This window comes from Streptomyces sp. NPDC093094, from assembly GCF_044754345.1.
In the GTDB taxonomy this organism is placed as follows: Bacteria; Actinomycetota; Actinomycetes; order Streptomycetales; family Streptomycetaceae; genus Streptomyces.
The window spans coordinates 48,918-70,220 of sequence record NZ_JBIVOX010000023.1; the positions used below are offsets into that span (position 1 = coordinate 48,918).

General features: G+C 74.2%; 23 protein-coding genes and 1 tRNA gene. 18 read left to right on the forward strand and 6 right to left on the reverse strand.

Annotated elements, in window-relative coordinates; translation table 11 throughout:
* Positions 1-150 precede the first annotated feature (150 nt).
* From ACIQGV_RS34095 to ACIQGV_RS34170, 16 genes are all read left to right on the forward strand, one after another.
* A complete protein-coding gene (locus tag ACIQGV_RS34095; RefSeq protein ID WP_402501801.1) occupies positions 151-2,199 on the forward strand; it encodes an ATP-binding protein in 2,049 nt (682 codons plus the stop codon).
* Positions 2,200-2,282: 83 nt separating this feature from the next.
* Positions 2,283-2,717: a roadblock/LC7 domain-containing protein gene (locus tag ACIQGV_RS34100; protein ID WP_402501804.1), complete on the forward strand. Its 435-nt coding sequence runs from the start codon at positions 2,283-2,285 to the stop codon at positions 2,715-2,717.
* A 2-nt stretch (positions 2,718-2,719) separates the two neighbouring features.
* Entirely contained in the window at positions 2,720-3,091 is a 372-nt protein-coding gene (locus ACIQGV_RS34105) for a DUF742 domain-containing protein (protein ID WP_402501941.1), read from the forward strand.
* A complete protein-coding gene (locus ACIQGV_RS34110) occupies positions 3,069-3,689 on the forward strand; it encodes a GTP-binding protein (RefSeq protein WP_402501807.1) in 621 nt (206 codons plus the stop codon). Before ACIQGV_RS34105 ends, ACIQGV_RS34110 begins: the two co-directional genes overlap by 23 nt.
* A complete protein-coding gene (locus ACIQGV_RS34115) occupies positions 3,686-4,261 on the forward strand; it encodes a GAF domain-containing protein (protein WP_402501809.1) in 576 nt (191 codons plus the stop codon). The genes ACIQGV_RS34110 and ACIQGV_RS34115 overlap by 4 nt, the downstream gene beginning before the upstream one ends.
* 179 nt (positions 4,262-4,440) lie before the next feature.
* Complete coding sequence (tdh, locus tag ACIQGV_RS34120; RefSeq protein WP_402501811.1) at positions 4,441-5,469, forward strand: L-threonine 3-dehydrogenase; 1,029 nt, start codon at positions 4,441-4,443, stop codon at positions 5,467-5,469.
* A 28-nt stretch (positions 5,470-5,497) separates the two neighbouring features.
* Positions 5,498-6,697 carry a glycine C-acetyltransferase gene (locus tag ACIQGV_RS34125; protein ID WP_402501813.1) on the forward strand — a complete coding sequence of 400 codons (1,200 nt, stop codon included), beginning with the start codon at positions 5,498-5,500 and terminating at the stop codon, positions 6,695-6,697.
* Positions 6,698-6,775: 78 nt separating this feature from the next.
* Positions 6,776-7,678, forward strand: a complete 903-nt coding sequence (locus ACIQGV_RS34130) for a LysR family transcriptional regulator (protein ID WP_402501815.1) — start codon at positions 6,776-6,778, stop codon at positions 7,676-7,678.
* A 364-nt stretch (positions 7,679-8,042) separates the two neighbouring features.
* Positions 8,043-8,621, forward strand: coding sequence for a helix-turn-helix domain-containing protein (locus tag ACIQGV_RS34135; protein WP_402501816.1), 579 nt, complete (start codon positions 8,043-8,045; stop codon positions 8,619-8,621).
* Complete coding sequence (locus ACIQGV_RS34140) at positions 8,618-9,130, forward strand: GNAT family N-acetyltransferase (RefSeq protein WP_402501818.1); 513 nt, start codon at positions 8,618-8,620, stop codon at positions 9,128-9,130. Before ACIQGV_RS34135 ends, ACIQGV_RS34140 begins: the two co-directional genes overlap by 4 nt.
* A 43-nt stretch (positions 9,131-9,173) precedes the next feature.
* Positions 9,174-9,533 carry an MmcQ/YjbR family DNA-binding protein gene (locus tag ACIQGV_RS34145; protein WP_402501820.1) on the forward strand — a complete coding sequence of 120 codons (360 nt, stop codon included), beginning with the start codon at positions 9,174-9,176 and terminating at the stop codon, positions 9,531-9,533.
* Positions 9,534-9,930: 397 nt separating this feature from the next.
* Positions 9,931-11,157, forward strand: a complete 1,227-nt coding sequence (locus tag ACIQGV_RS34150) for an MFS transporter (protein WP_402501945.1) — start codon at positions 9,931-9,933, stop codon at positions 11,155-11,157.
* Positions 11,158-11,262: 105 nt separating this feature from the next.
* Positions 11,263-11,339 (forward strand) — tRNA-Pro (locus ACIQGV_RS34155).
* Between the two features lie 134 nt (positions 11,340-11,473).
* The gene (locus ACIQGV_RS34160) at positions 11,474-11,554 is read left to right on the forward strand and encodes a putative leader peptide (RefSeq protein WP_402501947.1); all 81 of its coding nucleotides are present in this window, start codon (positions 11,474-11,476) and stop codon (positions 11,552-11,554) included.
* Positions 11,555-11,769: 215 nt separating this feature from the next.
* Positions 11,770-12,327, forward strand: a complete 558-nt coding sequence (gene ssuE, locus ACIQGV_RS34165; protein ID WP_402501822.1) for an NADPH-dependent FMN reductase — start codon at positions 11,770-11,772, stop codon at positions 12,325-12,327.
* A gap of 42 nt (positions 12,328-12,369) precedes the next feature.
* On the forward strand, positions 12,370-13,527 hold the full coding sequence (locus ACIQGV_RS34170; RefSeq protein ID WP_402501825.1) for an LLM class flavin-dependent oxidoreductase: 1,158 nt from the start codon (positions 12,370-12,372) through the stop codon (positions 13,525-13,527).
* A 100-nt stretch (positions 13,528-13,627) separates the two neighbouring features.
* On the opposite strand, the gene ACIQGV_RS34175 is transcribed toward ACIQGV_RS34170, so the two are convergent.
* Genes ACIQGV_RS34175 through ACIQGV_RS34195 form a run of 5 tightly spaced genes read right to left on the reverse strand, consistent with a single transcriptional unit; the run spans position 13,628 to position 18,005 of the window.
* A complete protein-coding gene (locus ACIQGV_RS34175; protein ID WP_402501828.1) occupies positions 13,628-14,017 on the reverse strand; it encodes a (2Fe-2S) ferredoxin domain-containing protein in 390 nt (129 codons plus the stop codon).
* On the reverse strand, positions 14,014-14,541 hold the full coding sequence (locus tag ACIQGV_RS34180; RefSeq protein WP_402501950.1) for an NUDIX hydrolase family protein: 528 nt from the start codon (positions 14,539-14,541) through the stop codon (positions 14,014-14,016). The genes ACIQGV_RS34175 and ACIQGV_RS34180 overlap by 4 nt, the downstream gene beginning before the upstream one ends.
* A 24-nt stretch (positions 14,542-14,565) precedes the next feature.
* Complete coding sequence (locus tag ACIQGV_RS34185; protein ID WP_402501830.1) at positions 14,566-15,702, reverse strand: amidohydrolase family protein; 1,137 nt, start codon at positions 15,700-15,702, stop codon at positions 14,566-14,568.
* A gap of 1 nt (position 15,703) precedes the next feature.
* The gene (locus ACIQGV_RS34190; RefSeq protein WP_402501833.1) at positions 15,704-17,107 is read right to left on the reverse strand and encodes a glutamine synthetase; all 1,404 of its coding nucleotides are present in this window, start codon (positions 17,105-17,107) and stop codon (positions 15,704-15,706) included.
* Positions 17,108-17,147: 40 nt separating this feature from the next.
* Positions 17,148-18,005, reverse strand: coding sequence for an SAM-dependent methyltransferase (locus tag ACIQGV_RS34195; protein ID WP_402501835.1), 858 nt, complete (start codon positions 18,003-18,005; stop codon positions 17,148-17,150).
* Between the two features lie 117 nt (positions 18,006-18,122).
* On the opposite strand from ACIQGV_RS34195, the gene ACIQGV_RS34200 reads away from it, so the two are divergent.
* Positions 18,123-19,001, forward strand: a complete 879-nt coding sequence (locus tag ACIQGV_RS34200) for a Cof-type HAD-IIB family hydrolase (protein ID WP_402501837.1) — start codon at positions 18,123-18,125, stop codon at positions 18,999-19,001.
* Positions 19,002-19,052: 51 nt separating this feature from the next.
* Here the strand turns inward: ACIQGV_RS34200 and ACIQGV_RS34205 are convergent, their stop codons facing one another.
* Complete coding sequence (locus ACIQGV_RS34205; RefSeq protein WP_402501841.1) at positions 19,053-19,868, reverse strand: SAM-dependent methyltransferase; 816 nt, start codon at positions 19,866-19,868, stop codon at positions 19,053-19,055.
* 209 nt (positions 19,869-20,077) lie between these two features.
* Here ACIQGV_RS34205 and ACIQGV_RS34210 point away from each other — a divergent pair, with 209 nt between their 5' ends.
* Positions 20,078-21,265 (forward strand): thiolase family protein, encoded by a 1,188-nt coding sequence (locus ACIQGV_RS34210; RefSeq protein WP_402501843.1) that lies wholly within the window; start codon positions 20,078-20,080, stop codon positions 21,263-21,265.
* The last annotated feature ends 38 nt before the right edge of the window (positions 21,266-21,303 follow it).

Here is a 21,303-nt window from a genome sequence, read left to right on the forward strand (position 1 = left end):
ATACCAGAGCGGGACGGTTCGTGGAGGAGTTTGCCAACTGCCCACCGAGCACCAGACGTTCGCGACTACTGTGAGTGTCCGTCGGGCGACGCAGGGCCGATCACCACGGCTCTTCGGCGCACCAGCACACGGACCAGTACGAGGACAGCGATGTCTCACCTCCGCGCACCGGCCGCACGCGCAGACCGCCGTGAGGGCGGACGGCACGGTCGCCCGGTCGCCCGTACCGCCCCGGCCCTGCACGAAGCCCACATACGGCCCCAGCTGCTGAGGCTGGCCGTCCTTCCCCCCACCGCGGTCGCCCTCGGCGCCAGCGCCGCCGTCCTGTTCACCGTCCGCTCCACCGGCGCGCGCACCGGCCTCACCCTGTGGGCCGTGCTCGCCGCAGCGGTGGGCGTCACGCTCGCGGGCATCGGCATCGCCGCCGTCGCCGCCGACCGGGCCGCCCGCTCCGTGCACGAGCGGGTCGGCGCCCTGCGCCGCGGCAGCGCCCGCCGCGAGGCCGATCTGCGGGCCCTGGTCGAGGCGTTGCGCCGGGGCGAGACCCCGCCCCAGCGCAAGCCGAGCTCCGGACCGCCCGAGGACGCCGACGACTTCGACCTGCTCGCCGCCGATCTGGCCCGCGCGCACGACGGCGCCGTCACCGCCGTCGTGCAGGCCGCACAGCTGTCGAGCCAGACCGGCAGCGAGCAGAAACTGGAGGTCTTCGTCAATCTCGCCCGGCGGCTCCAGTCGCTGGTGCACCGCGAGATCGCGACCCTCGACGAGCTGGAGAACGAGATCGAGGACCCCGATCTGCTCAAGGGCCTCTTCCACGTCGACCACCTCGCCACCCGCATCCGCCGGCACGCCGAGAACCTCGCCGTGCTCGGGGGCGCCGTCTCCCGCAGACAGTGGAGCAACCCCGTCCCCATGACCGAGGTGCTCCGCTCGGCGATCGCGGAGGTCGAGCAGTACTCGCGGGTCAGGCTCGTGCCGCCCGTCGACGGCGAGCTGCGCGGGCACGCCGTCGCCGACGTCATCCACCTGCTCGCCGAACTCGTCGAGAACGCCACGGTGTTCTCCGCGCCGCACACCCAGGTGCTGCTCCGCGCCAACCTCGTCACCTCGGGGCTCGCCGTCGAGGTCGAGGACCGCGGCCTCGGCATGCCCGTCGGCGAGCAGAACCGGATGAACGCCCTGCTCGCCGACCCCGACCAGGTCAACGTCGCCAGTCTGCTGGCCGACGGGCGCATCGGGCTGTTCGTCGTCTCCCAGCTGGCGAGGCGGCACGGCATCACCGTACGGCTCCAGAGCAACATCTACGGCGGTGTCCAGGCCGTGCTCGTCGTCCCGCAGGCCCTGTTGGGCACGGCGCCGGGCCAGGCCGCGGCCGACGGGTCGGCCCCCGGCGACCGGGCGGCCGCGGCGAGCCCCGGCACCGCGCCCGTACCGCCGGCCCACCCCCTGCCGGCCGGCGGGCAGCAGCCCGGCGCACGGCCCGACGCGCAGCCCGTCCCCGGCCGGGAGGTCCGGCAGGACCCGTCGCACCAGAGGCACGGCGGACCCCAGGACGCCCGCCCCGGCCCCGGCCCCGCCCCGTCCCCGGACCGGCCCGGGCAGGCGGACCCGTGGCCCGACGGCGTTCCCGCGCCGGTTCCGGTTCCGGCCCCGGCCCCCGCCCCCGTTCCCGGTCAGGCCGGTGCCCTGCCGCTGCCCGTGCGGGGCGACCGGCGGGAGCGGCGCAACCCGGCCGAGGCCGTCCCCGGGATCCGCGCCGACGAACGCCCTCTCGTCGAGGAGCACGCCGCCGCGCCCCCCGTCCCGCGCAACGGAGCCGTCCGCGGCACCATGGGCAAACCCCGGCTGCCCAGACGCCGCGCGCAGGAACACCTCGTGCCCCAGCTGCGCGAGCGGCCGGGACCCCGCCCCGACATCGAGCAGCACGTCGGCCACGACCCCGGCCTGATGGCCGCCTTCCAGCGCGGCATCGGCCTCGCCGAGTCGCAGCAGAGCCTGGAGGGCACACCCCCGGACGGGGACGTGAGCATCAGTCACCAGCCCCTGTACCACGCCGGAACGACCCCCGACGTCATGGCGCCGGGACCCGGGCCCCGTACGGCACCCCACCTCGCGGACGTGCCCGACCAGCACACTCCGCGGCTACCGGCCGTGCCCCGGCCCGCCGTCCGGCACGACGGGAGCACGCCGACCGGATGACCCTCCCCGCCCCCACCCCCACCGCGGCCGTCGTCACCCCCGGGCCGGCCGCGGCCCCCCATATCCCAAGGAGTCCAACCACCATGGCGACCGAAGCGCCGACCGGCCATGTTTCCGACCTCGACTGGCTGATGAGCGGCCTGGTGCAGCGGGTACCGCACACATCCAGCGCGGTCCTGCTCTCCTGCGACGGCCTCGTGAGGTCCGTGCACGGCCTCGACCCCGACAGCGCCGACCACATGGCCGCCCTCGCCTCCGGCCTGTACTCCCTCGGCCGCAGCGCGGGCGCCCGGTTCGGCGACGGCGGCGACGTACGGCAGGTCGTCGTCGAACTCGACTCGACCCTGCTGTTCGTGACCACCGCGGGCTCCGGGACCTGTCTCGCCGTGGTGGCCGGCCGCGAGGCGGACGCCGCCGTGCTCGGCTACGAGATGGCCATGCTCGTCAAGAGCGTCCGCCCCTACCTGGTCACCGCGCCCCGCCGGCACGCAGTCGAACCCCCGGCGATGAGGTCTTGAACGTGGCGGCGGCCGGTGACGGACCCTGGCTCGACGACGCGGCGGGACGGCTGGTGCGCCCGTTCACGATCAGCAACGGCCGCACCCGCCCCACCGTCGCGCTCGACCTCATGTCACAGATCATGGCCACCGGGGCCACCCCCCTCGGCCATCCGGGCCCGGAACACACGCTGGCCCTCGACCTGTGCCGGGCGCCCATATCGGTCGCCGAGGTGGCCGCACATCTCAAGCTGCCGGCGGCGGTCACCAAGGTGCTGCTGTCCGACCTCGTCGACTGCGGGGCGCTCACCACCAAGCCCCCCGCGTCCCCACACCATCCGACGGACCGGGCCCTTCTGGAGGCAGTGCTCGATGGACTACGACGACAGCTCTGACTACGACGGCGCCACGGACCCCTTCCCCACCGCGCTCAAGATCCTGGTCGCGGGCGGCTTCGGCGTCGGCAAGACGACGTTCGTCGGCGCGGTCAGCGAGATCGCCCCGCTCTCCACGGAGGAGCTCCTCACCACGGTCAGCGCCGCGACCGACAGCCTCGACGGCATCGAGAACAAGGTCGAGACGACCGTCGCCATGGACTTCGGCCGCATCACCCTCGACCCGGAACACGTGCTGTACCTGTTCGGCACACCGGGACAGGAGCGGTTCTGGTTCATGTGGGACGAGCTGTCCGAGGGAGCCCTCGGCGCGGTCGTCATCGCGGACACCCGCAGGCTGGAGGAGTGCTTCGCGGCCGTCGACTTCTTCGAGGAACGCGGCCTCACCTTCATCGTGGCCGTCAACGAGTTCGACGGGTCCCACCGCTACCACCCCGAGGAGGTGCGGGCCGCCCTCGACCTGGACCCGGAGATCCCGGTCGTGTGCTGCGACGCCCGGATCTCCAGCTCCGGTGTGCAGACCCTGCTCACCCTCGTGCGGTACCTCATCGCCCACGCGCCGGCGGCGCCCGCGCCCAGCGAGGGAGCCCGGCGATGAGCTACGACCCGCCCCGCCCGGCCGGCCGGCTGCTGCTCACCCCCGAGGACAGGGAGGCCCCCGCCCGGGCCCGGCGGCTGCACGGCCTCGGCCTCGGGGAACGCCCGGAGCCCGCCCTGGACACCTTCGCGTCCCGGCTCGCCGGGCGGAGCGGGACGACGTACGCCATGGTCAACTTCGTCGGCGAACACGGCCAGTTCTTCGCCGGGCTGCACGCGCCCGCGGCCGCGCCCGTCGTACGGGAGGACGGCACACGCGCCGAGATCGGCCGCTTCCTGCCCCGCGACCACGGCTTCTGCCCCCATGTCGTCGTCCGGCGCAGAGCGCTGGCGCTCCAGGACGTCCGCGACTTCCCCCGTTTCGCGGGCAACGCGGTGGTCGACGACCTCGGCATCCGCTCCTACCTCGGAGCCCCCCTGCTGGACAGCACCGGCATGGCGCTCGGCACGGTGTGCGTCGCCGACACGGCCCCGCGGGCCTGGGGCCAGGAGGGCCTGGACGCCATCAAGGCGGCGGCGGCCGGACTCGTCGTACGGCTGGAGCGGCAGGCGGAGGACGGGCTGCCGATCTGAGGCGGAAGGGGCTCCCGGGCCACAAGGCGTGAAGGAAACCTGCGAAGCCGCTTAAGAAAACCTCGATGGACGCGGACCGTGGGATACGGCAGATTGCTCCTCGATTCCCCATCTGCCCCCGTCCACGGGTTCGTTCGGCATGCCCGCGGCCGGGACCACACCCACAGGGAGCCGTTCGCGTGAAGGCGCTGGTCAAGGAGAAGGCGGAGCCCGGGCTCTGGCTCACGGACGTCCCGGAGCCGCAGATCGGCCCCGGCGACGTGCTGATCAAGGTGCTGCGCACCGGTATCTGCGGCACCGACCTGCACATCCGCTCCTGGGACGGCTGGGCGCAGCAGGCCATCCGCACCCCCCTCGTGGTCGGACACGAGTTCGTCGGCGAGGTCGTCGAGACCGGCCGGGACGTCAGCGACATCTCCGTCGGCGACCGGGTCAGCGGCGAGGGCCATCTGGTGTGCGGGAAGTGCCGCAACTGTCTGGCCGGCCGCCGGCATCTGTGCCGGGCCACCGTCGGCCTCGGCGTCGGCCGCGACGGCGCCTTCGCCGAGTACGTCGCCCTGCCCGCGTCCAACGTCTGGGTGCACCGGGTGGCCGTCGACCTCGACATCGCCGCGATCTTCGACCCGTTCGGCAACGCCGTGCACACCGCGCTGTCCTTCCCGCTGGTGGGCGAGGACGTCCTGATCACCGGAGCCGGCCCGATCGGCCTGATGGCGGCCGCGGTGGCCCGGCACGCGGGCGCCCGCAACGTGGTGGTCACCGATGTGAGCGAGGAGCGTCTGGAGCTCGCCCGGAAGATCGGCGTGAGCCTGGCGCTCGACGTCTCCCGGACCTCCATCGCCGACGGACAGCGCGAGCTCGGTCTGCGCGAGGGCTTCGACGTCGGCCTGGAGATGTCCGGCAACCCCGTCGCGATGCGCGACATGATCGCCAACATGACCCACGGCGGCAAGATCGCCATGCTCGGCCTGCCCGCCCAGGAGTTCCCGGTCGACTGGGCCCGGATCGTCACCTCCATGATCACGATCAAGGGCATCTACGGCCGTGAGATGTTCGAGACCTGGTACGCGATGTCCGTCCTGCTGGAGCGCGGCCTCGACCTCGCGCCCGTGATCACCGGCCGCTACGGCTACCGCGACTTCGAGGCGGCGTTCGCCGACGCGGCGAGCGGCCGCGGCGGCAAGATCATCCTCGACTGGACCGCGTAGCCCCCGTACAGCCTTAGGAGCTTCCTCGATGTTCGACTCCGTGCGTGACGACCTGCGCGCCACCCTCGACGAGATCCGCGCCGCGGGTCTGCACAAGCCGGAGCGGGTGATCGGCACCCCGCAGTCCGCGACCGTGAACGTCACCGCCGGCGGCCGCCCCGGCGAGGTCCTCAACTTCTGCGCCAACAACTACCTCGGCCTCGCCGACCACCCCGAGGTCGTCGCCGCCGCCCACGAGGCGCTGGACCGCTGGGGCTACGGCATGGCGTCCGTGCGCTTCATCTGCGGCACGCAGGAGGTGCACAAGGAGCTGGAGGCGCGTCTGTCGGCGTTCCTCGGCCAGGAGGACACCATCCTCTACTCCTCCTGCTTCGACGCCAACGGCGGTGTCTTCGAGACGCTGCTCGGAGCCGAGGACGCGGTGATCTCCGACGCCCTCAACCACGCGTCGATCATCGACGGCATCCGCCTGTCCAAGGCCCGCCGCTTCCGCTACGCCAACCGCGACATGGCGGACCTGGAGGCGCAGCTGAAGGAGGCCGTGGCGGCGGGCGCGCGGCGCAAGCTGATCGTCACCGACGGCGTCTTCTCCATGGACGGCTACGTGGCGCCGCTGAAGGACGTCTGCGACCTCGCCGACCGCTACGACGCCATGGTCATGGTCGACGACTCGCACGCGGTCGGCTTCGTCGGCCCCGGCGGCCGCGGCACGCCCGAGCTGCACGGGGTCATGGACCGGGTCGACATCATCACCGGCACGCTCGGCAAGGCCCTCGGCGGTGCCTCCGGCGGCTATGTCGCCGCCCGCGCCGAGATCGTCGCCCTGCTGCGCCAGCGCTCGCGCCCGTACCTGTTCTCCAACACCCTCGCGCCGGTGATCGCGGCGGCCTCCCTGAAGGTCCTGGACCTGCTGGAGTCGGCCGACGACCTGCGGGTCCGGCTCGCCGAGAACACCGCGCTGTTCCGCCGCCGGATGACCGAGGAGGGCTTCGACATCCTCCCCGGCGACCACGCGATCGCGCCCGTGATGATCGGCGACGCCTCCGAGGCGGGCCGGATGGCCGAGCTGCTGCTGGAGCGCGGTGTGTACGTGATCGGCTTCTCCTACCCGGTCGTCCCGCAGGGCCAGGCCCGCATCCGGGTGCAGCTCTCCGCCGCGCACTCCCTGGAGGACGTGAACCGCGCGGTCGACGCCTTCGTGGCGGCGCGGGCCGAGCTGAAGGGCTGACGAGGAACGGGCGGAGGACCGCGAGGGCCCGGCCGGAGAACCGGCGGGGGCCCTCGGGCTTTTTGAGACAATCGAGCCATGATCGAAGCGCGGCGGCTGCACATCCTCCGTGCGGTGGCCGACCACCGTACGGTGACCGCGGCTGCCGCCGCGCTGTACCTGACGCCCTCGGCGGTCTCCCAGCAGCTCACCGCCCTGGAGCAGGAGACCGGGCACCGGCTGGTCGAGCGCGGCGCCAAGGGCGTACGGCTCACCCCGGCCGGTGAGATCCTGCTCGGCCACACCAACGCCGTGCTGGCCCAGCTGGAGCGGGCCGAGGCGGAGCTGGCGGCGTACGGCTCGGGCGCCGCGGGCACGGTCACCGTCGCCGCCTTCGCGACCGGGATCGCGCAGGTCGTCGCGCCCGCGGTGGCCTCTCTCGCCGTGGCGGTGCCCGGCATCCGCATCCGGGTGCTGGACGCGGAGGGCGACGCCAGTCTGCCGATGGTGCTGGACCGGCAGGTCGACGTGGCGGTCGCCGTGGAGTACCGGGGGGCGCCCTCGGCGGACGACCCGCGGCTGACGCATGTGGCCCTGTACGCCGAGCCGTTCGACGCGGTCTTCCCGCTCGGCCACCGGCTGGCGGACACCGGGGAGGTGCCGCTCGCGGAGCTGGCCAAGGACCCCTGGATCGGGCCGTACCCCGGCAACCCGTGTCACGACGTGGTGGTGCTGGCCTGCGAGAGCGCGGGCTTCCAGCCCCGTCTGGAGCACTCCTCCGACGACTTCCGCGCGGTCGTCGCCCTCGCCTCGGCCGACGCGGGCGTGGCCCTCGTCCCGCGCTCGGCGCTGCGCGGCATGGACCTCGCGGGTGTGGTCGTACGCCCGGTGGACGGGGTGGCGCCGACCCGGCGGGTGTTCGCGGCGGTACGCCGGGGCGCGGAGGAGCATCCCCTGATCCGTCCCGTGCTGGACGCGCTGCGCGCGGCGGCGGGGGAGTAGACGCCGGGCCGTACGCCGGGAGGCGGGACCGGCCGCCGGGCGCGCGGTCCGGGCCGCCTCGCGTACGGCGATGATCCGTCCGGCCCCGGCCGAGGTGGCCGGCCCGCTGTTCCGGCCCGTCACGTACGCGCTGTTCCCGCCGCTCGGGCTCACCGCCCGGGCCGGGGCGAGGCGGCCGGGGCCGGTCGGTACGACGGGCATGCCGAGCGCCTGCCCGGAGACCCTGAGCCCCGGCCCGCCGATCCGCTCCCGTCGGGTGGTGCGCGTGTGCCGCCCGCGCCGGAGCGGACGCCCGCCGCGCCCGGCGGCCGGGAGTGAGGTCCGCGCAACACGGGTGTCTCATATCCGGGATAGTCTCCCGGATATGAGACACCTTGACGTCGTGACCGCCGACGTGGACGTACGCCTCGGCGCCCGTCTGTCCGCACTGCGGGCCGAGCACGGCTGGTCCCTGGACGAGCTGGCCGAACGCAGCGGCATCAGCCGCTCGACCCTCTCCCGGGCCGAACGGGCCGAGACCAGCCCCACCGCCTCCCTGCTCAACCGGCTGTGCGCGGTCTACGGCCGGACCATGTCCCAGTTGCTCAGCGAGGTCGAGGCGGAGCCCGCCCCGGTGGTGCGGGCGGCCGACCAGACGGTGTGGGAGGACCGTGCCGCCGGGTTCGTACGGCGTTCCGTGTCCCCGCCGCACGCCGGTCTGCGCGGCGAGCTGATCGAGGGCAGGCTCGCCCCCGGCGCCGACCTCGCCTACGACCGGCCGCCCGTGCCGGGTCTCGAACAGCACATCTGGGTGCTGGAGGGGGAGCTGGAGGTGACCGTGCAGGGCGTCGCCCACGCCCTCGGCGCCGGAGACTGCCTGCGGCTGCGGGTATGGGGGCCGACGCGTTTCCGGTGCGGGGGAGACCGGCCCGTGCGCTACGTCCTCGCGGTGGTGCTGCCGTGATCGTGACCCGCCTGGACGCGTCCGGGACGCACGCCCGTGCCGAGGAACTGGCGGGACTGCTGAGCGACACCGTGGAAGGCGGCGCGTCGATCGGGTTCCTCGCGCCGCTGGACGCCGCCACGGCCCTGGACTGGTGGCGCGGGCGGGCCGCAGCCGTGGCCGCCGGGGAGCTCGCGGTGTGGGCCGCGCACGAGGAGGGCCGGCTCGTCGGCACGGTGAGCCTCGCCCTGCCGGACAAGCCCAACAGCAGGCACCGCGCCGAGATCGTCAAGCTGATGGTCGACCGCGGGGTGCGCGGCCGGGGCCTCGGGCGCACCCTGCTCACCACCGCGGAGGAGGCCGCCGCCGCGGCGGGCATCACGCTGCTGCATCTCGACACGGAGACCGGCAGCTCTGCCGAGCACCTCTACCGGACCGCCGGCTGGACCCGGGTGGGCGTGATCCCGGACTACGCGGCGGACCCGCAGGGGGAGCTGCGCGGGACGACGGTCTACTACAAGCGGCTCTGAGCCCGGAGGGTGATTGTCGGTGGCGGGCGCTACGGTGCGGGGCATGCCGGAAGCCGAAGACGTACGCCGTGTCGCCCTGTCCCTGCCGGACACGACGGAGAAGGTCGCCTGGAACATGCCCACCTTCAGGGTGGCCGGGAAGATGTTCGCGACCCTGCCCGAGGACGAGACCTCCATCGCGGTGCGCTGCCCCAAGGAGGAGCGCGACGAACTGGTCCTGGCCGAGCCCGGGAAGTTCTGGATCGCCGGCCACGAGGCGCAGTTCGCCTGGGTGAGAGTACGGCTCGCCGCCCTGGAGGACGAGGCGGAGCTGCGGGACATCCTCGCCGACTCCTGGCGGCAGGCGGCACCGCCCCGGCTCCTCGACGCCCACCCCGGGCTGGGGCTCGCCACCGGAGGATGACCCCCGCCGGAAAATCCCTCGGGCGCCGCCGGGGCCGCGTGGCATGATCCCGGGCACAGGTCTGGACCAGGAGCCCCGGCCGGCGCCGGGGCTCCGGCGGCCGGGGGCCGCTCGGGAGGGGATGCGCGGGATGTCGGGGAGGGCGTCGCAGCAGCCGGAGCCGCCGGTGGCCGAGCCGGGACCGCCGAGCTCATCACGGACACCAAGCCCGGGGACACCAAGCCCGGGGACACCGGGCCCGCCGGAACCGGGCCCGGTTCCGCCGGGCTCATCACGGACACCGGGCCCGGGGGCACCAAGTCCGCGGACACCAAGCCCGCCGGAACCGGGCCCGGGGACGCCGGGTGCGCAGGAGGTCGGCGGGGGCGCGCGGTCCTACTGGTCGCGGGACTTCGGACTGTTCTTCGTCGCCCGGGCCGTCGCCCGGCTCGGGGACACCATGCTGCCCGTGGCACTCGCGGCCGGCATGCTCCAGCACGGGTACGGGGCGGGCGCGGTGGGACTCGCGATGGCGGCGACCGCCGCCGCCTTCGCCGGGCTGGTCGTCTTCGGCGGGGTGATCGCCGACCGGTTCAGCACCCGTCGGCTCATGATCGGCGCGGACCTCGTCCGGCTCGTCACCCAGGCCCTCACCGCCGTCCTTTTCTGCGCCGGCCATGTGGTCCTCTGGGAGATCTGCGTCATCGGCGTCGTCAACGGCACGGCCGGCGCGGTCTTCCAGCCCGGTGTCGCCAGCACCGTGCCCCGGCTCGCCGCGGACGTCCAGGGCGCCAACGGCGCGATACGCATCGCCGAGTCCGCCGCACAGCTCGCCGGCCCCGCCCTCGCCGGAGTCCTGGTCGGCCTCGCGGCGCCCGGCGGCGTCTTCGCGGCGCACGCCGCCACCTACGGGATCAGCGCGCTCTGCCTGCTCCTGCTCCGGCTGCCGCCGCCCGCCCCCGCGACGGGCCCGCCGCGCCACGGTACGGGTGCCTTCCGGGCCGATCTGGCCGAGGGCTGGCACGAGTTCCGCTCCCGCACCTGGATGTGGGCCGTGATCGCCGTCTGGTGCCTGTACATGGTCGCCGTCTGGGGTCCCTCGGTCCCGCTCGTCGCCACCGAGGTCGTGCAGCGGCACGGCGCGGGCGCCTACGGCCTGGTGAACTCCGCCCTCGGCGCCGGCACGGTCGTCGGCGGACTGGTCGCCCTGAGACTGCGCCCCAGACGCATGCTGCGGGCCGGGGCGATCGCCCTGACCGGCTTCCCGGCCTTCCCGGCCACCGTCGGACTCGGACTGGACGTGCCCGCCATGGCGGCCGGGGCCGCGGTCGCCGGGGCCGGTATGTCGTTCTGGGGCGTCATGTGGGCGACCAGCGTCCAGACGCAGGTCGCACCCGACGTCCTCAACCGGATCCACGCCTACGACGTCGCCGGCTCCCTGGCGATGATGCCGGTCGGACAGGCCCTCGCAGGGCCCGCCGCGTCCGCCCTCGGCGCCCACCGCGTGCTGCTCGTCAGCAGCGGGGTGAGCGTCGTGGTGGCGGCCGCGCTGCTGTCCGTACGGGCCGTCCGGGACCTGGTCCGCGTCGACCCCGCCCCGGTCGGCGCCGTCCCCCGCGAGCCCGCCGGCCGGGCGCGCGGCTGACGGGCCCCGGACACCGCCCCGCAAAAGGAGTGCGCGACCACCGACCGGAGTGCGGTATGGTTTCTGTGCGCGTTCGGCCAGGGGAAAGCCCAGGTCAGACGGCACCGGGACGTGGCGCAGCTTGGTAGCGCACTTGACTGGGGGTCAAGGGGTCGCAGGTTCAAATCCTGTCGTCCCGACCAGCTTCACAGCAGGTCGGAGGCCGTTTCTCAGCAATGGGAAGCGGCCTTTTCCCGTTCTCCCGGAACGTCCGGGATGCGGAACGCCGCCCGGGCCTTCTTGACCGGTGTGATCACCCCCTGCTTTGATCCCTGACATGAAGCGACAGGACCTCACGCGGCGACGCCACGTCGACCTCGCGCGTGTCTCCAGCTCCTGCTGTCGCCACCACGCCTGAGCCCTCGCACGTCCGAGCCCCGCGCAGGGCGCTCCCGGGACCGGGCTCCCGCCTTCTGAGCGGCCGGCCGCCCTCCCCGCAGGTCCGGCCTCCTTTCCCTCGACATCGCACTCCCCTTTAACGCCGTCGCGGCGCGTACCGGCCCTGCCGGTGCCGCGCACCCGCAGGCGCTCCCTCGCGCGCCGCAGGCGAACCACGAACCGAGAGGTCCTCGCATGGCCACCGTCCTGTCCGTCTCCGGCAGCCCCTCCCCGACGTCCCGCACCGCCCGTCTGCTGCGCCACCTCGACACGCGTCTGATCGAGCAGGGCCACGAGGTGATCCCGCTGGACGTGCGCACCCTGCCCGCCGAGGCCCTGCTCGGGGCCGACTTCGGGCACCCCGCGATCGTCGAGGCCGCCTCGCTGTTCGCCCGGGCCGACGGCGTCGTGATCGGCACGCCCGTCTACAAGGCCGCCTACTCCGGCCTGCTGAAGTCGCTGCTCGACCTGCTGCCGCAGTACGCGCTGGCGGGCAAGACCGTCCTGCCGCTGGCCACGGGCGGCTCCACCGCCCATGTCCTCGCCATCGACTACGCCCTGCGCCCGGTCCTCGCCTCCATGGGCCCCGCGCACATCACCCCGGGCTGGTTCACCCTCGACAAGGACATCGCCGTGGCCGCCGACGGCACGCTGACCGTCGCGCCCGCCTCGGCCGAGGCGCTGGCCCAGGTCACCGACCAGTTCTCCCTCGCCCTCGGCGGCCGGCCGAACGTCCTGGCCGCCACGGGCTGACTCCCTCACCGACGCCGCACCCCGAACCGACAGGAGTCACCCGTGTCCCTCACCTTCCACTGGTTCCTGCCCACCAACGGCGACAGCCGCCATGTCGTCGGCGGCGGACACGGCAGCCCCGCCACCGCGTCCGGGCGCGACCGGCCGCCGACGGTCGACTATCTGAGCCAGATCGCCCGCGCCGCGGAGGACCTCGGCTTCACCGCCGCGCTCACCCCCACCGGCGCATGGTGCGAGGACGCCTGGCTGACCACCGCGATGGTCGCCCAGCACACCGAGCGGCTGAAGTTCCTCGTCGCCTTCCGGCCGGGCTTCGTCTCGCCCACACTCGCCGCGCAGATGGCCTCCACCTTCCAGCGGCAGACCGGCGGACGGCTGCTGCTCAACGTGGTCACCGGAGGCGAGAGCGAGGAGCAGCGCGCCTACGGCGACTTCCTCGACAAGGACGCGCGCTACCGCCGTACCGGCGAATTCCTGGACGTCGTACGGGGGTTGTGGGAGGGCAGGACCGTCGATCTGCGCGGGGAGCACCTCCGGGTGGAGGGCGCGCGGCTCGCGCGGGTGCCCGAACCGGTCCCCGAGGTGTACTTCGGGGGCTCCTCGCCCCTCGCGGGGGAGGTCGCCGCACGGTCCGCCGACGTGTATCTCACCTGGGGCGAGCCGCCCGCCCAGGTCGCCGAGAAGATCGCGTGGGTCCGGAGCCTGGCGGCCCGTCAGGGACGCGCCCCGCGCTTCGGGATCCGGCTGCACGTCATCACCCGCGACACCGCCGGACAGGCATGGGCCGAGGCGGACCGGCTGCTGGCCGGCTTCGACCCGGAGACGGTGCGCGCGGTGCAGGCCGGGCTCGCGCGCAGCGAGTCCGAGGGGCAGCGGCGCATGCGCGCCCTGCACGGCGGGGGCGGCCGGGACGGCCTGGAGATCCACCCCAACCTGTGGGCCGGCATCGGACTGGTCCGCGGCGGCGCGGGCACCGCGCTGGTCGGCGGCCACGACGAGGTGGCCGACCGCATCGAGGAGTACCACGCCCTGGGCATCGACGAGTTCGTGCTGTCCGGGTATCCGCACCTGGAGGAGGCGTACTGGTTCGGCGAGGGCGTCCTGCCGAGGCTGGCCGCGCGCGGCCTGTGGCGGCACCCCTTCGAGGAACCGGCCCCGACACCGGTCCGGGTGCCCTTCGCCGGAGCCGCGGCGCACTGAACACCGGCCCTCCCCGCACCCGCACCGCCCGCCCCGCACCGCCCGCCCGCCCCGTCCGACCGCACCGCCCGGCTGCCCGGCCGCCCTGCCGCCGTCCGGCTCAGCGGCGGGCGCGGTCCTGGGCCTCGCGCGGAGCCGGGACGAACTGGAGCTCCAGCGTGAGGGGCGGCTCGGCGAGGCCCGGGCCGCCCGCGGCGGCCCAGCGCACGAGGTCGTCCGTGCTCGCGTCGTCCGTCGCGAAGCCGACCCACACCGGGCGGCCGCCCGCCAGCCGGCCCGCGCCGGAGGGCTGGACCACGACGACATTGGCCTGTCCGCACGGGCCCAGGCAGTCCGACGTGCGGACGGCGAACCGTCCGCCCGAGCCGGCGGCCGCCGCGCGCAGCACCGCGAGCTGCCCCTCGTGGTCGAACCCGGGGTGCTTGCGGCGGTCACCGCAGCAGCACCCCCGGCACACCACGAGGGTGCAGGGGCGGACGCCACCGCTCAAAACGTCAGGCCCACGTGCGCCAGCGCCTGCTTCAGCAGCACCCCGTGCCCGCCCGGCATCTCGCTCTGCACCGCGGCCGAGGCCGCCTCCTGCGGGCTGAACCACACCAGGTCCAGGGCGTCCTGCCGGGGCCGGCAGTCACCCGCGACCGGGACGACGTAGGCCAGCGACACCGCGTGCTGGCGCGGGTCGTGGTACGGCGTGACGCCGTGGGTGGGGAAGTACTCCGCGACCGTGAACGGCTGCGGGGAGGCGGGGACCCGGGGCAGGGCCACGGGGCCGAGGTCCTTCTCCAGATGGCGCAGCAGGGCGTCGCGCACCCGCTCGTGGTGCATCACCCGGCCCGACACCAGGGTCCGGCTCACGGTGCCGTCCGGTCCGATGCGCAGCAGCAGTCCGATGCTGGTGACCTCGCCGCTGTCGTCCACGCGCACCGGCACCGCCTCGACGTACAGGATCGGCATGCGGGCGCGTGCCAGTTCGAGGTCGTCGGGGCTCAGCCAGCCGGGCGTGGTCTCGGTCATGTCAGACATTGCTTGATCATACTTTCAGAGGTCGTCGGAAAGGCGGTAGACCCGGCGGGCGTTGTCCGCTCCCGCCCACCGCGCGAAGCGCACGGCGTCCGCCGGGCTCATCTCGTCGGCGTCCACCCGGTCCTGGAGCAGCTCGCCGAGCCCGCGGCGGAAGGCGAGCGCGCCCAGCCAGTGGAACTCGGCCAGTCCGCAGGCGTCGGAGCTGTACAGCAGCTTGCGGTACGGGGTGATCTCCAGCGCCTCCTCCAGCACCGCCCGTGCCCGGACCGGCCCCACATGGTGCAGCGTGAGCCCGACGTCCAGGTACACCTGCTCGAACACCGCGGACAGATAGGCGGCTTGGCGCTGGTACGGCCAGCAGTGCAGGAAGAGCACCGGGACCGTGCCGGAGGTCAGATGCAGCCAGTCGGTGAGGAGGGCGGGGTCCGAGCGGTGCATGCGCAGGTCGTTGTCGCCGAAGCCGGTGTGCAGTTGGAGCGGGAGCCCCAGATCGACGGCGGTCCACAGCAGTTGGCGCACCAGGACCGGGTCGTCGAGCCGGCCGCCGCGGGCCAGCCAGCGCCGGGCCGCGCCGGTGACCTCCTGGTCGGCGGGCCGGGCGGGGTCCAGGGCGAAGCCGGTGCGGTAGGCGGCCACGGACTTCACGCCGATCACCCCCGGCCGCCGTACGGCGTCCAGCACGGCCGCGCGGAAGACGTCGGCGTACTCGTCCGCCTCCACACCCCCCGCCGCCACGGCCTCGGCGACGCTCTCCAGCCGGACCACCTCGTACGCCACCGCGTCCGCGGCGCCGGCCAGCCGGGCGGGGGCGGTGAGCCGCTGCGGCGCGTGGCCGGTGTCGACGCAGAACACCCGGGTGCCGGCCGCGGTCAGGAACCGGCGGTCGGTCTCGTCCGGCCCCAGCTCGGCCCGGCGGGCCAGATACTCCCCGGCGGGGGTGTGCCGCGGCAGATCCAGCAGGGGCGCGCAGTGGCGGCGCACGGCGGTGCCGACGGGGGTGTCGAACGGGGAGATCCCCGGCCATGTCCCGCCCTCGGTGAGCCAGGCCGCGAACTCCTGGGCGTCCAGCGGGCCGCGGGCCACACCGTGGCAGTGGTGGTCGACCAGCGGCAGGGCGGCGAGCGCCTCGTGGACGGCTCCCGGGGGCGGCACGTCAGTACACCCAGCGGTAGGCGGCGGCGATCTGCGCGTCCTCCAGCCCGTCGGCGGCCGCGATCTCGCCCTCGCGCACGGCGGTCACCGCGTCCGCGAGGACCGGCCCGAGGGCGCCGCGCAGCACCTCGTCGCCGCGGAACGCCTCGACGGACTCCGCCAGCGTCGCCGGCAGGCGCCGCACCCCGCGGGCGGCGGCCTCCTCGGCGGTGAGCCGGACCGGATCGCCGGTGGTCTCCCCGGGCAGCGTGGCGGAGCGCCGTACGCCGTCCAGTCCCGCGGCGATCGTGCAGCCCAGCGCCAGATAGGGGTTGGCGGCCAGGTCCACCGGCTTGACCTCCAGGTTCGCCGCCCGGTCGCGGCTGCCGGCCGTGCCGGTGACCAGGCGCAGCGCGCACTCCCGGGTCTCCAGGCCCCAGGCCGTGTGGACGCCGGCCCACTGGGAGGGCCGCAGCCGCAGATAGCTGGCCGGGCTGGGGGCGGTGACCGCCGTCAGCGCGGGCAGCCGGGCGAGGACGCCCGCCGCGAACGCCTCCGCGTCGGCCGTCATGCCGTGGCGCCGGTCGCCGCCGGTGTGCAGGTTGCGGCCGTCGCGCCACGCCGACAGATGCAGATGGCCGCCGTTGCCGACCCCCACGGCGTTCACCGCGGGGGAGAAGGAGACCCGCAGGCCGTGACGGCGGGCCACCGCGCGGACGGTGTGCCGCACCAGGACGCTGCGGTCGGCCGCCGCCACCGGGTCCAGCGCCCCGGTGGACAGCTCGAACTGCCCCGGCGCGTACTCCGGGTGGAACTGGTCGACGTCCACGCCCTGCGCCGCGCACACGGCCAGCAGCTCGGCGCCGAACTCGCTCAGCTCCACCTGCCGGGTCGCGCCGTACGCCGGGCCCGTGGCCGCCGGGACGAACTCCCCGTCCGGGGCGGAGCCGAGGCCCACCGCCCATTCGATCTCCACGGCGGCCCGGAAGTCCAGGCCGTGCCGGGCTCTCGCGGCGGTGAGGGTGTGCCGCAGGAACGTGCGCGAGCAGCCCGGGTGCGGTTCGCCGTCCTGGGTGATGCGGTCGACCGGCGCCCACGCCCAGCCCGGCTGGGCGGCCAGGACCGTCAGCCGGTCCAGGTCCGGGTACAGCCGCAGGTCCCCGTCCGGTGAGCCGAGGACGTCGGTGGTGACGACGGCGTCGTCGGCGAGGAACGTGTCGAACACCGGCGACATGCCGACGCCCCAGGCCGCGGCGTCCGCGAGCCGTCCGGCCGGGATCGTCTTGACCCGGCCGACGCCCGCGGTGTCGACGTAGGAGAGCACGATCCCGTGCACCTCCCGCCCGGCCAGTTCGCCGGCGAGCGCGGTGGCCCGCTCGACGTCTCCGGGGCGGCCGCCGGGGACCGGGTCGGCCAGCGTGGTCATACGTCCTCCTCGGCAGGGCGGGGCCGGGACCGGGCCGGTGTCAGGGTTTCACGGCGACCGCGCCGAACTGCGGCACCACCACCGGAGCGTGCAGCTCCGCACGCCACTGGGAGCACGGCACCAGGCCGGGCTCCAGCAGGTCGAGCCCGTCGAGGAACGAGGCGACCTCGTCCCGGCCGCGGGCGGTGATCGGCGGGGTGGCGTGGGCGTTCCAGAACTCCATCGCCGCCACGTTGCCCTCGCCGCCGAGGTCGGCGTCGTAGGTGGGGTGCGTCAGGACGAGGAAGCTGCCCGAGGGCACGGCCGCCATGACCCGGCGCACGATGTCCCGCGCCTCGTCGGTGTCCAGCACGAAGTTGAGGATGCCCAGCATCATCACGGCTGTCGGCCGGGAGAGGTCCAGGACCTCCTTCGCCCGTTCCACGATCGCGTCGGGGTCGTGCACGTCGGCGTCGAGATAGTCGGTGACGCCCTCGGGCGTGCTGGTCAGCAGCGTGCGGGCGTGCAGCAGGACGATCGGGTCGTTGTCGACGTACACGATCTTCGCGTCCGGGGCGATCCGCTGGGCGATCTCGTGGGTGTTGTCGACGGTCGGCAGGCCGGTGCCGATGTCCAGGAACTGCCGCACCCCGCGCTCCCCGGCGAGGTGGCGCACCGCGCGGCCCAGGAAGTCCCGGTCGGCCCGGGCCACGTCCCTGATCACCGGGAACAGGCCGGCGACCTGTGCGCCGACCCGCTGGTCGACCTCGTAGTTGTCCTTGCCGCCGATCCAGTAGTTCCAGACCCGCGCGTTGTGCGCCACGGCGGTGTTCAGCCGGGCCGTCGTCCCCTGGCCGTCGCTCACGTCGATCGCCCCTCTCGTCGCGCGTCTCTCCTCGCGCGGCACCGTCGCGGCCATTGTGCCGCGTTCATGATCAGTTGTCCCGGGATTCGGCCGCCCCGGTAGGGTGGTCGGTCGTTCACGGAGACGACGAGGTGCCGTGGAGGTCCGTACCCGCCGAGCCAGGAAGCAGACATGCCTTTCTCCCCGACCCCCGCGCCGCCGCACGCCGCCGCGCAGCCCCCTGCCCGTGACGCGGGCCCGGCCGACATCCGGCTGATCGTCACCGACATGGACGGGACGCTGCTGGACGACGACAAGCAGCCGCCTCGGCGGCTGTGGGCCGTGCTGGAGCAGCTGCGCGAGCGGGGCGTGCTGTTCAGCCCGGCCAGCGGCCGCCAGTACGCGACGCTGGCCCGTGAGTTCTCCCGGGCCGCCGACGGCATGGTGTTCATCGCCGAGAACGGCACCTATGTGGTCCGCGACGGCGTCGAGCTCAGCTCCGACACACTGGATCCGGCCGTCGTCGCGGAGGTCCTGGAGACGGTACGGCGGCTGAACGCGCAGGGCGCCGACGTCGGCGCCGTGGTCTGCGGCAAGGAGTCGGCCTACGTCGAGCGCGCCGACGAGCCCTTCCTGGCCGAGGTCCGCAGGTACTACGTGCAGAACCGGGTCGTCGCCGACGCCGCCGCCGTGGCCGACGACATCCTCAAGGTGGCCCTGTTCGACTTCGGGTCCGTCGAGCGCGTCACCGCCCCGGCCCTGGCCCCGTTCACCGCCACCCACCAGGTCGTCGTGTCCGGCCACCACTGGGTCGACCTGATGAACCGCACCGCGAACAAGGGCGCCGCGATCCGCCGCCTCCAGCGGGAGCTGGGCATCACGCCCGCGCAGACCATGGCCTTCGGCGACTACCTCAACGATCTGGAGATGCTCGACGCCGCCGAGTGGTCCTTCGCGATGGCCAACGCCCATCCCGAGGTCGTCCGCCGGGCCCGCCACCTGGCCCCGGCCAACACCGACGACGGCGTGCTGCGCACGATCACGCGCGTGCTGGGGCTGCCGGAGTCGTAGTTCCCGCGGCGCCCGCCCCGTGCCGTGGTGAGGGCGCCGCTCTCGGCACGCTCAGCGCTTGACGCCGACCGCGCCGTACAGCGACACCGGGCCGGGGCCGAGGTCGGACTCGCCCTCGGCCAGCTCCGGCCGCCAGTCCGCCACCGACACGACCCCGGGCTCCAGCAGGTCGAGCCCGGTGAAGAAGGCGCCCATCTCGGCCCGGGAGCGGGCCACCAGGGTCACGCCCTGCGCGGTGTAGGCGTCGATGCCGCGCCGGACGTTCTCCGGCTCGAAGTCGGCGGTCATCGCCGACAGCACCAGGCAGCTGCCCGGCGCCAGCGCGTCGACCAAGGTGCCCACCAGGTCGTGGGCGCCGTCCTCGTCCGCGATGAAGTGCAGCAGCGCGATGAGCGACACGGCCACCGGCCGGTCGAGGTCCAGGATCCCGCGGGCCTGCTCCAGGATGCTCCGCGGGTCACGGGCGTCGGCCTGGAGGTACTCGGTGACGCCCTCCGGGGTGCCGCGCAGCAGGGCACCCGCGTGGGCCAGGACGATCGGGTCGTTGTCGACGTAGACCACGCGGGTCTCGGGTGCCGTGCCCTGGGCTATCTGGTGGAGGTTGGGCTCGGTCGGTATGCCGGTGCCGATGTCCAGGAACTGGCGGATCCCGGTCTCGCGGGACAGCAGCCGGGTGGCCCGCTGCATGAACCAGCGGTTCGCGCGGGCGGCCCGCGGGGCGCCCGAGTCGATGGCCATGATCTGCCGGCCGAGCTGTTCGTCGACCGGGTAGTTGTCCTTGCCGCCCAGGTACCAGTCGTAGACCCGGGCCGGGTGCGGCCTGGTGGTGTCGATCTGCTGCGGGGCGGGCGGGGGCGTCCCGGTCACACGGTGCTCCTCGGCTCGGACTGAGGCGTCGTGCGGGCAGTCTGACATGATCAACCCGCCTGGACGCAGACAGTCTTCGGCCACCTCTTTTTCGGCCGCGGCGGGGTTCCGGGAAGCTTCCCAGGGAGGCAGCCGGCGGTCTATAGTCCGAAACTAGCAGTGCTAATTAAGAGCTCTGGTCCACAGCGTCGTCGGTCAGGAGTCCTCCCGTGCGTCCCGTCCACTTCGCGGCAGCCCGCCGCACCCCCATCGGCAAGCTGCGCGGAGCCCTGTCCGCCGTACGCCCCGACGACCTCGCCGCCGCCGTGATCCGCGGCCTGGTCGCCGACGTGCCCGCCCTCGACCCGGCCAGGATCGACGACGTCTACTGGGGTGCGGCCAACCAGGCCGGCGAGGACAACCGCAACGTCGCCCGGATGGCGGCTCTCCTCGCGGGCCTGCCCGAGTCCGTGCCCGGCGCCACCGTGAACCGGCTGTGCGCCTCCGGCCTCGAAGCCGTCACCGCCGCCGCCCGTACGATCGCCGCCGGTGAGGCCGACATCGTCCTCGCGGGCGGCTCCGAGTCCATGAGCCGGGCGCCCTTCGTGCTGCCCCGGCCCGACGAGGCCCTCCCGCACCGCATCGAGACCGTCGACACCCGCCTCGGCTGGCGTCTGGTCAACCCCGCGATGAAGGAGCTGCACGGACTGCTCTCCATGGGCGAGACCGCCGAGGAGGTCGCCGCCCGTCACGGCGTGTCGCGTGAGCGGCAGGACGCGTTCGCGCTGCGCAGCCACCAGCGGGCCGCCCTCGCGCGCAAGAACGGCCACTTCGACGACGAACTCCTGCCGTACGAGCGCCCGGACGGGGTGGTCGTGGACACCGACGAGTGCGTCCGCGAGGACACCTCGCCGGAGAAGCTGGCCCGGCTCAAGCCCGTCTTCCGCAAGGACGGCACCGTCACCGCGGGCAACGCCTCACCGATGAACGACGGCGCGGCCGGTCTGCTCCTCGTCAGCGAGGAGGCCCTCCACGACCTCGGCCTGGAATCGATGGGCCGCTACGCCGCCGGCGCCTCCGCCGGGGTCCACCCCGATGTGATGGGCATCGGCCCGGTCCCCGCCACCCGCAAGGCCCTCGCCCGCGTCGGCTGGGCCGTCGACGACGTCCAGGAGGCCGAGTTCAACGAGGCGTTCGCCGCCCAGGCCCTCGCCTGCGTCGACCAGCTCGGCATCGACCCCGAGCTGGTCAACCCCAGCGGCGGCGCCATCGCCCTCGGCCACCCCCTCGGCTGCTCCGGCGCCCGTATCCTCACCACCCTGCTGCACCGCATGCGCCGCACGGGATCGGCCCGCGGGCTGGCCACCATGTGCGTCGGCGTGGGCCAGGGCAGCGCGGTGCTGGTCGAGAGGCACTGACCCCCGCCGTGCCCGGCCGCGGACGGGCCGATGCGTGG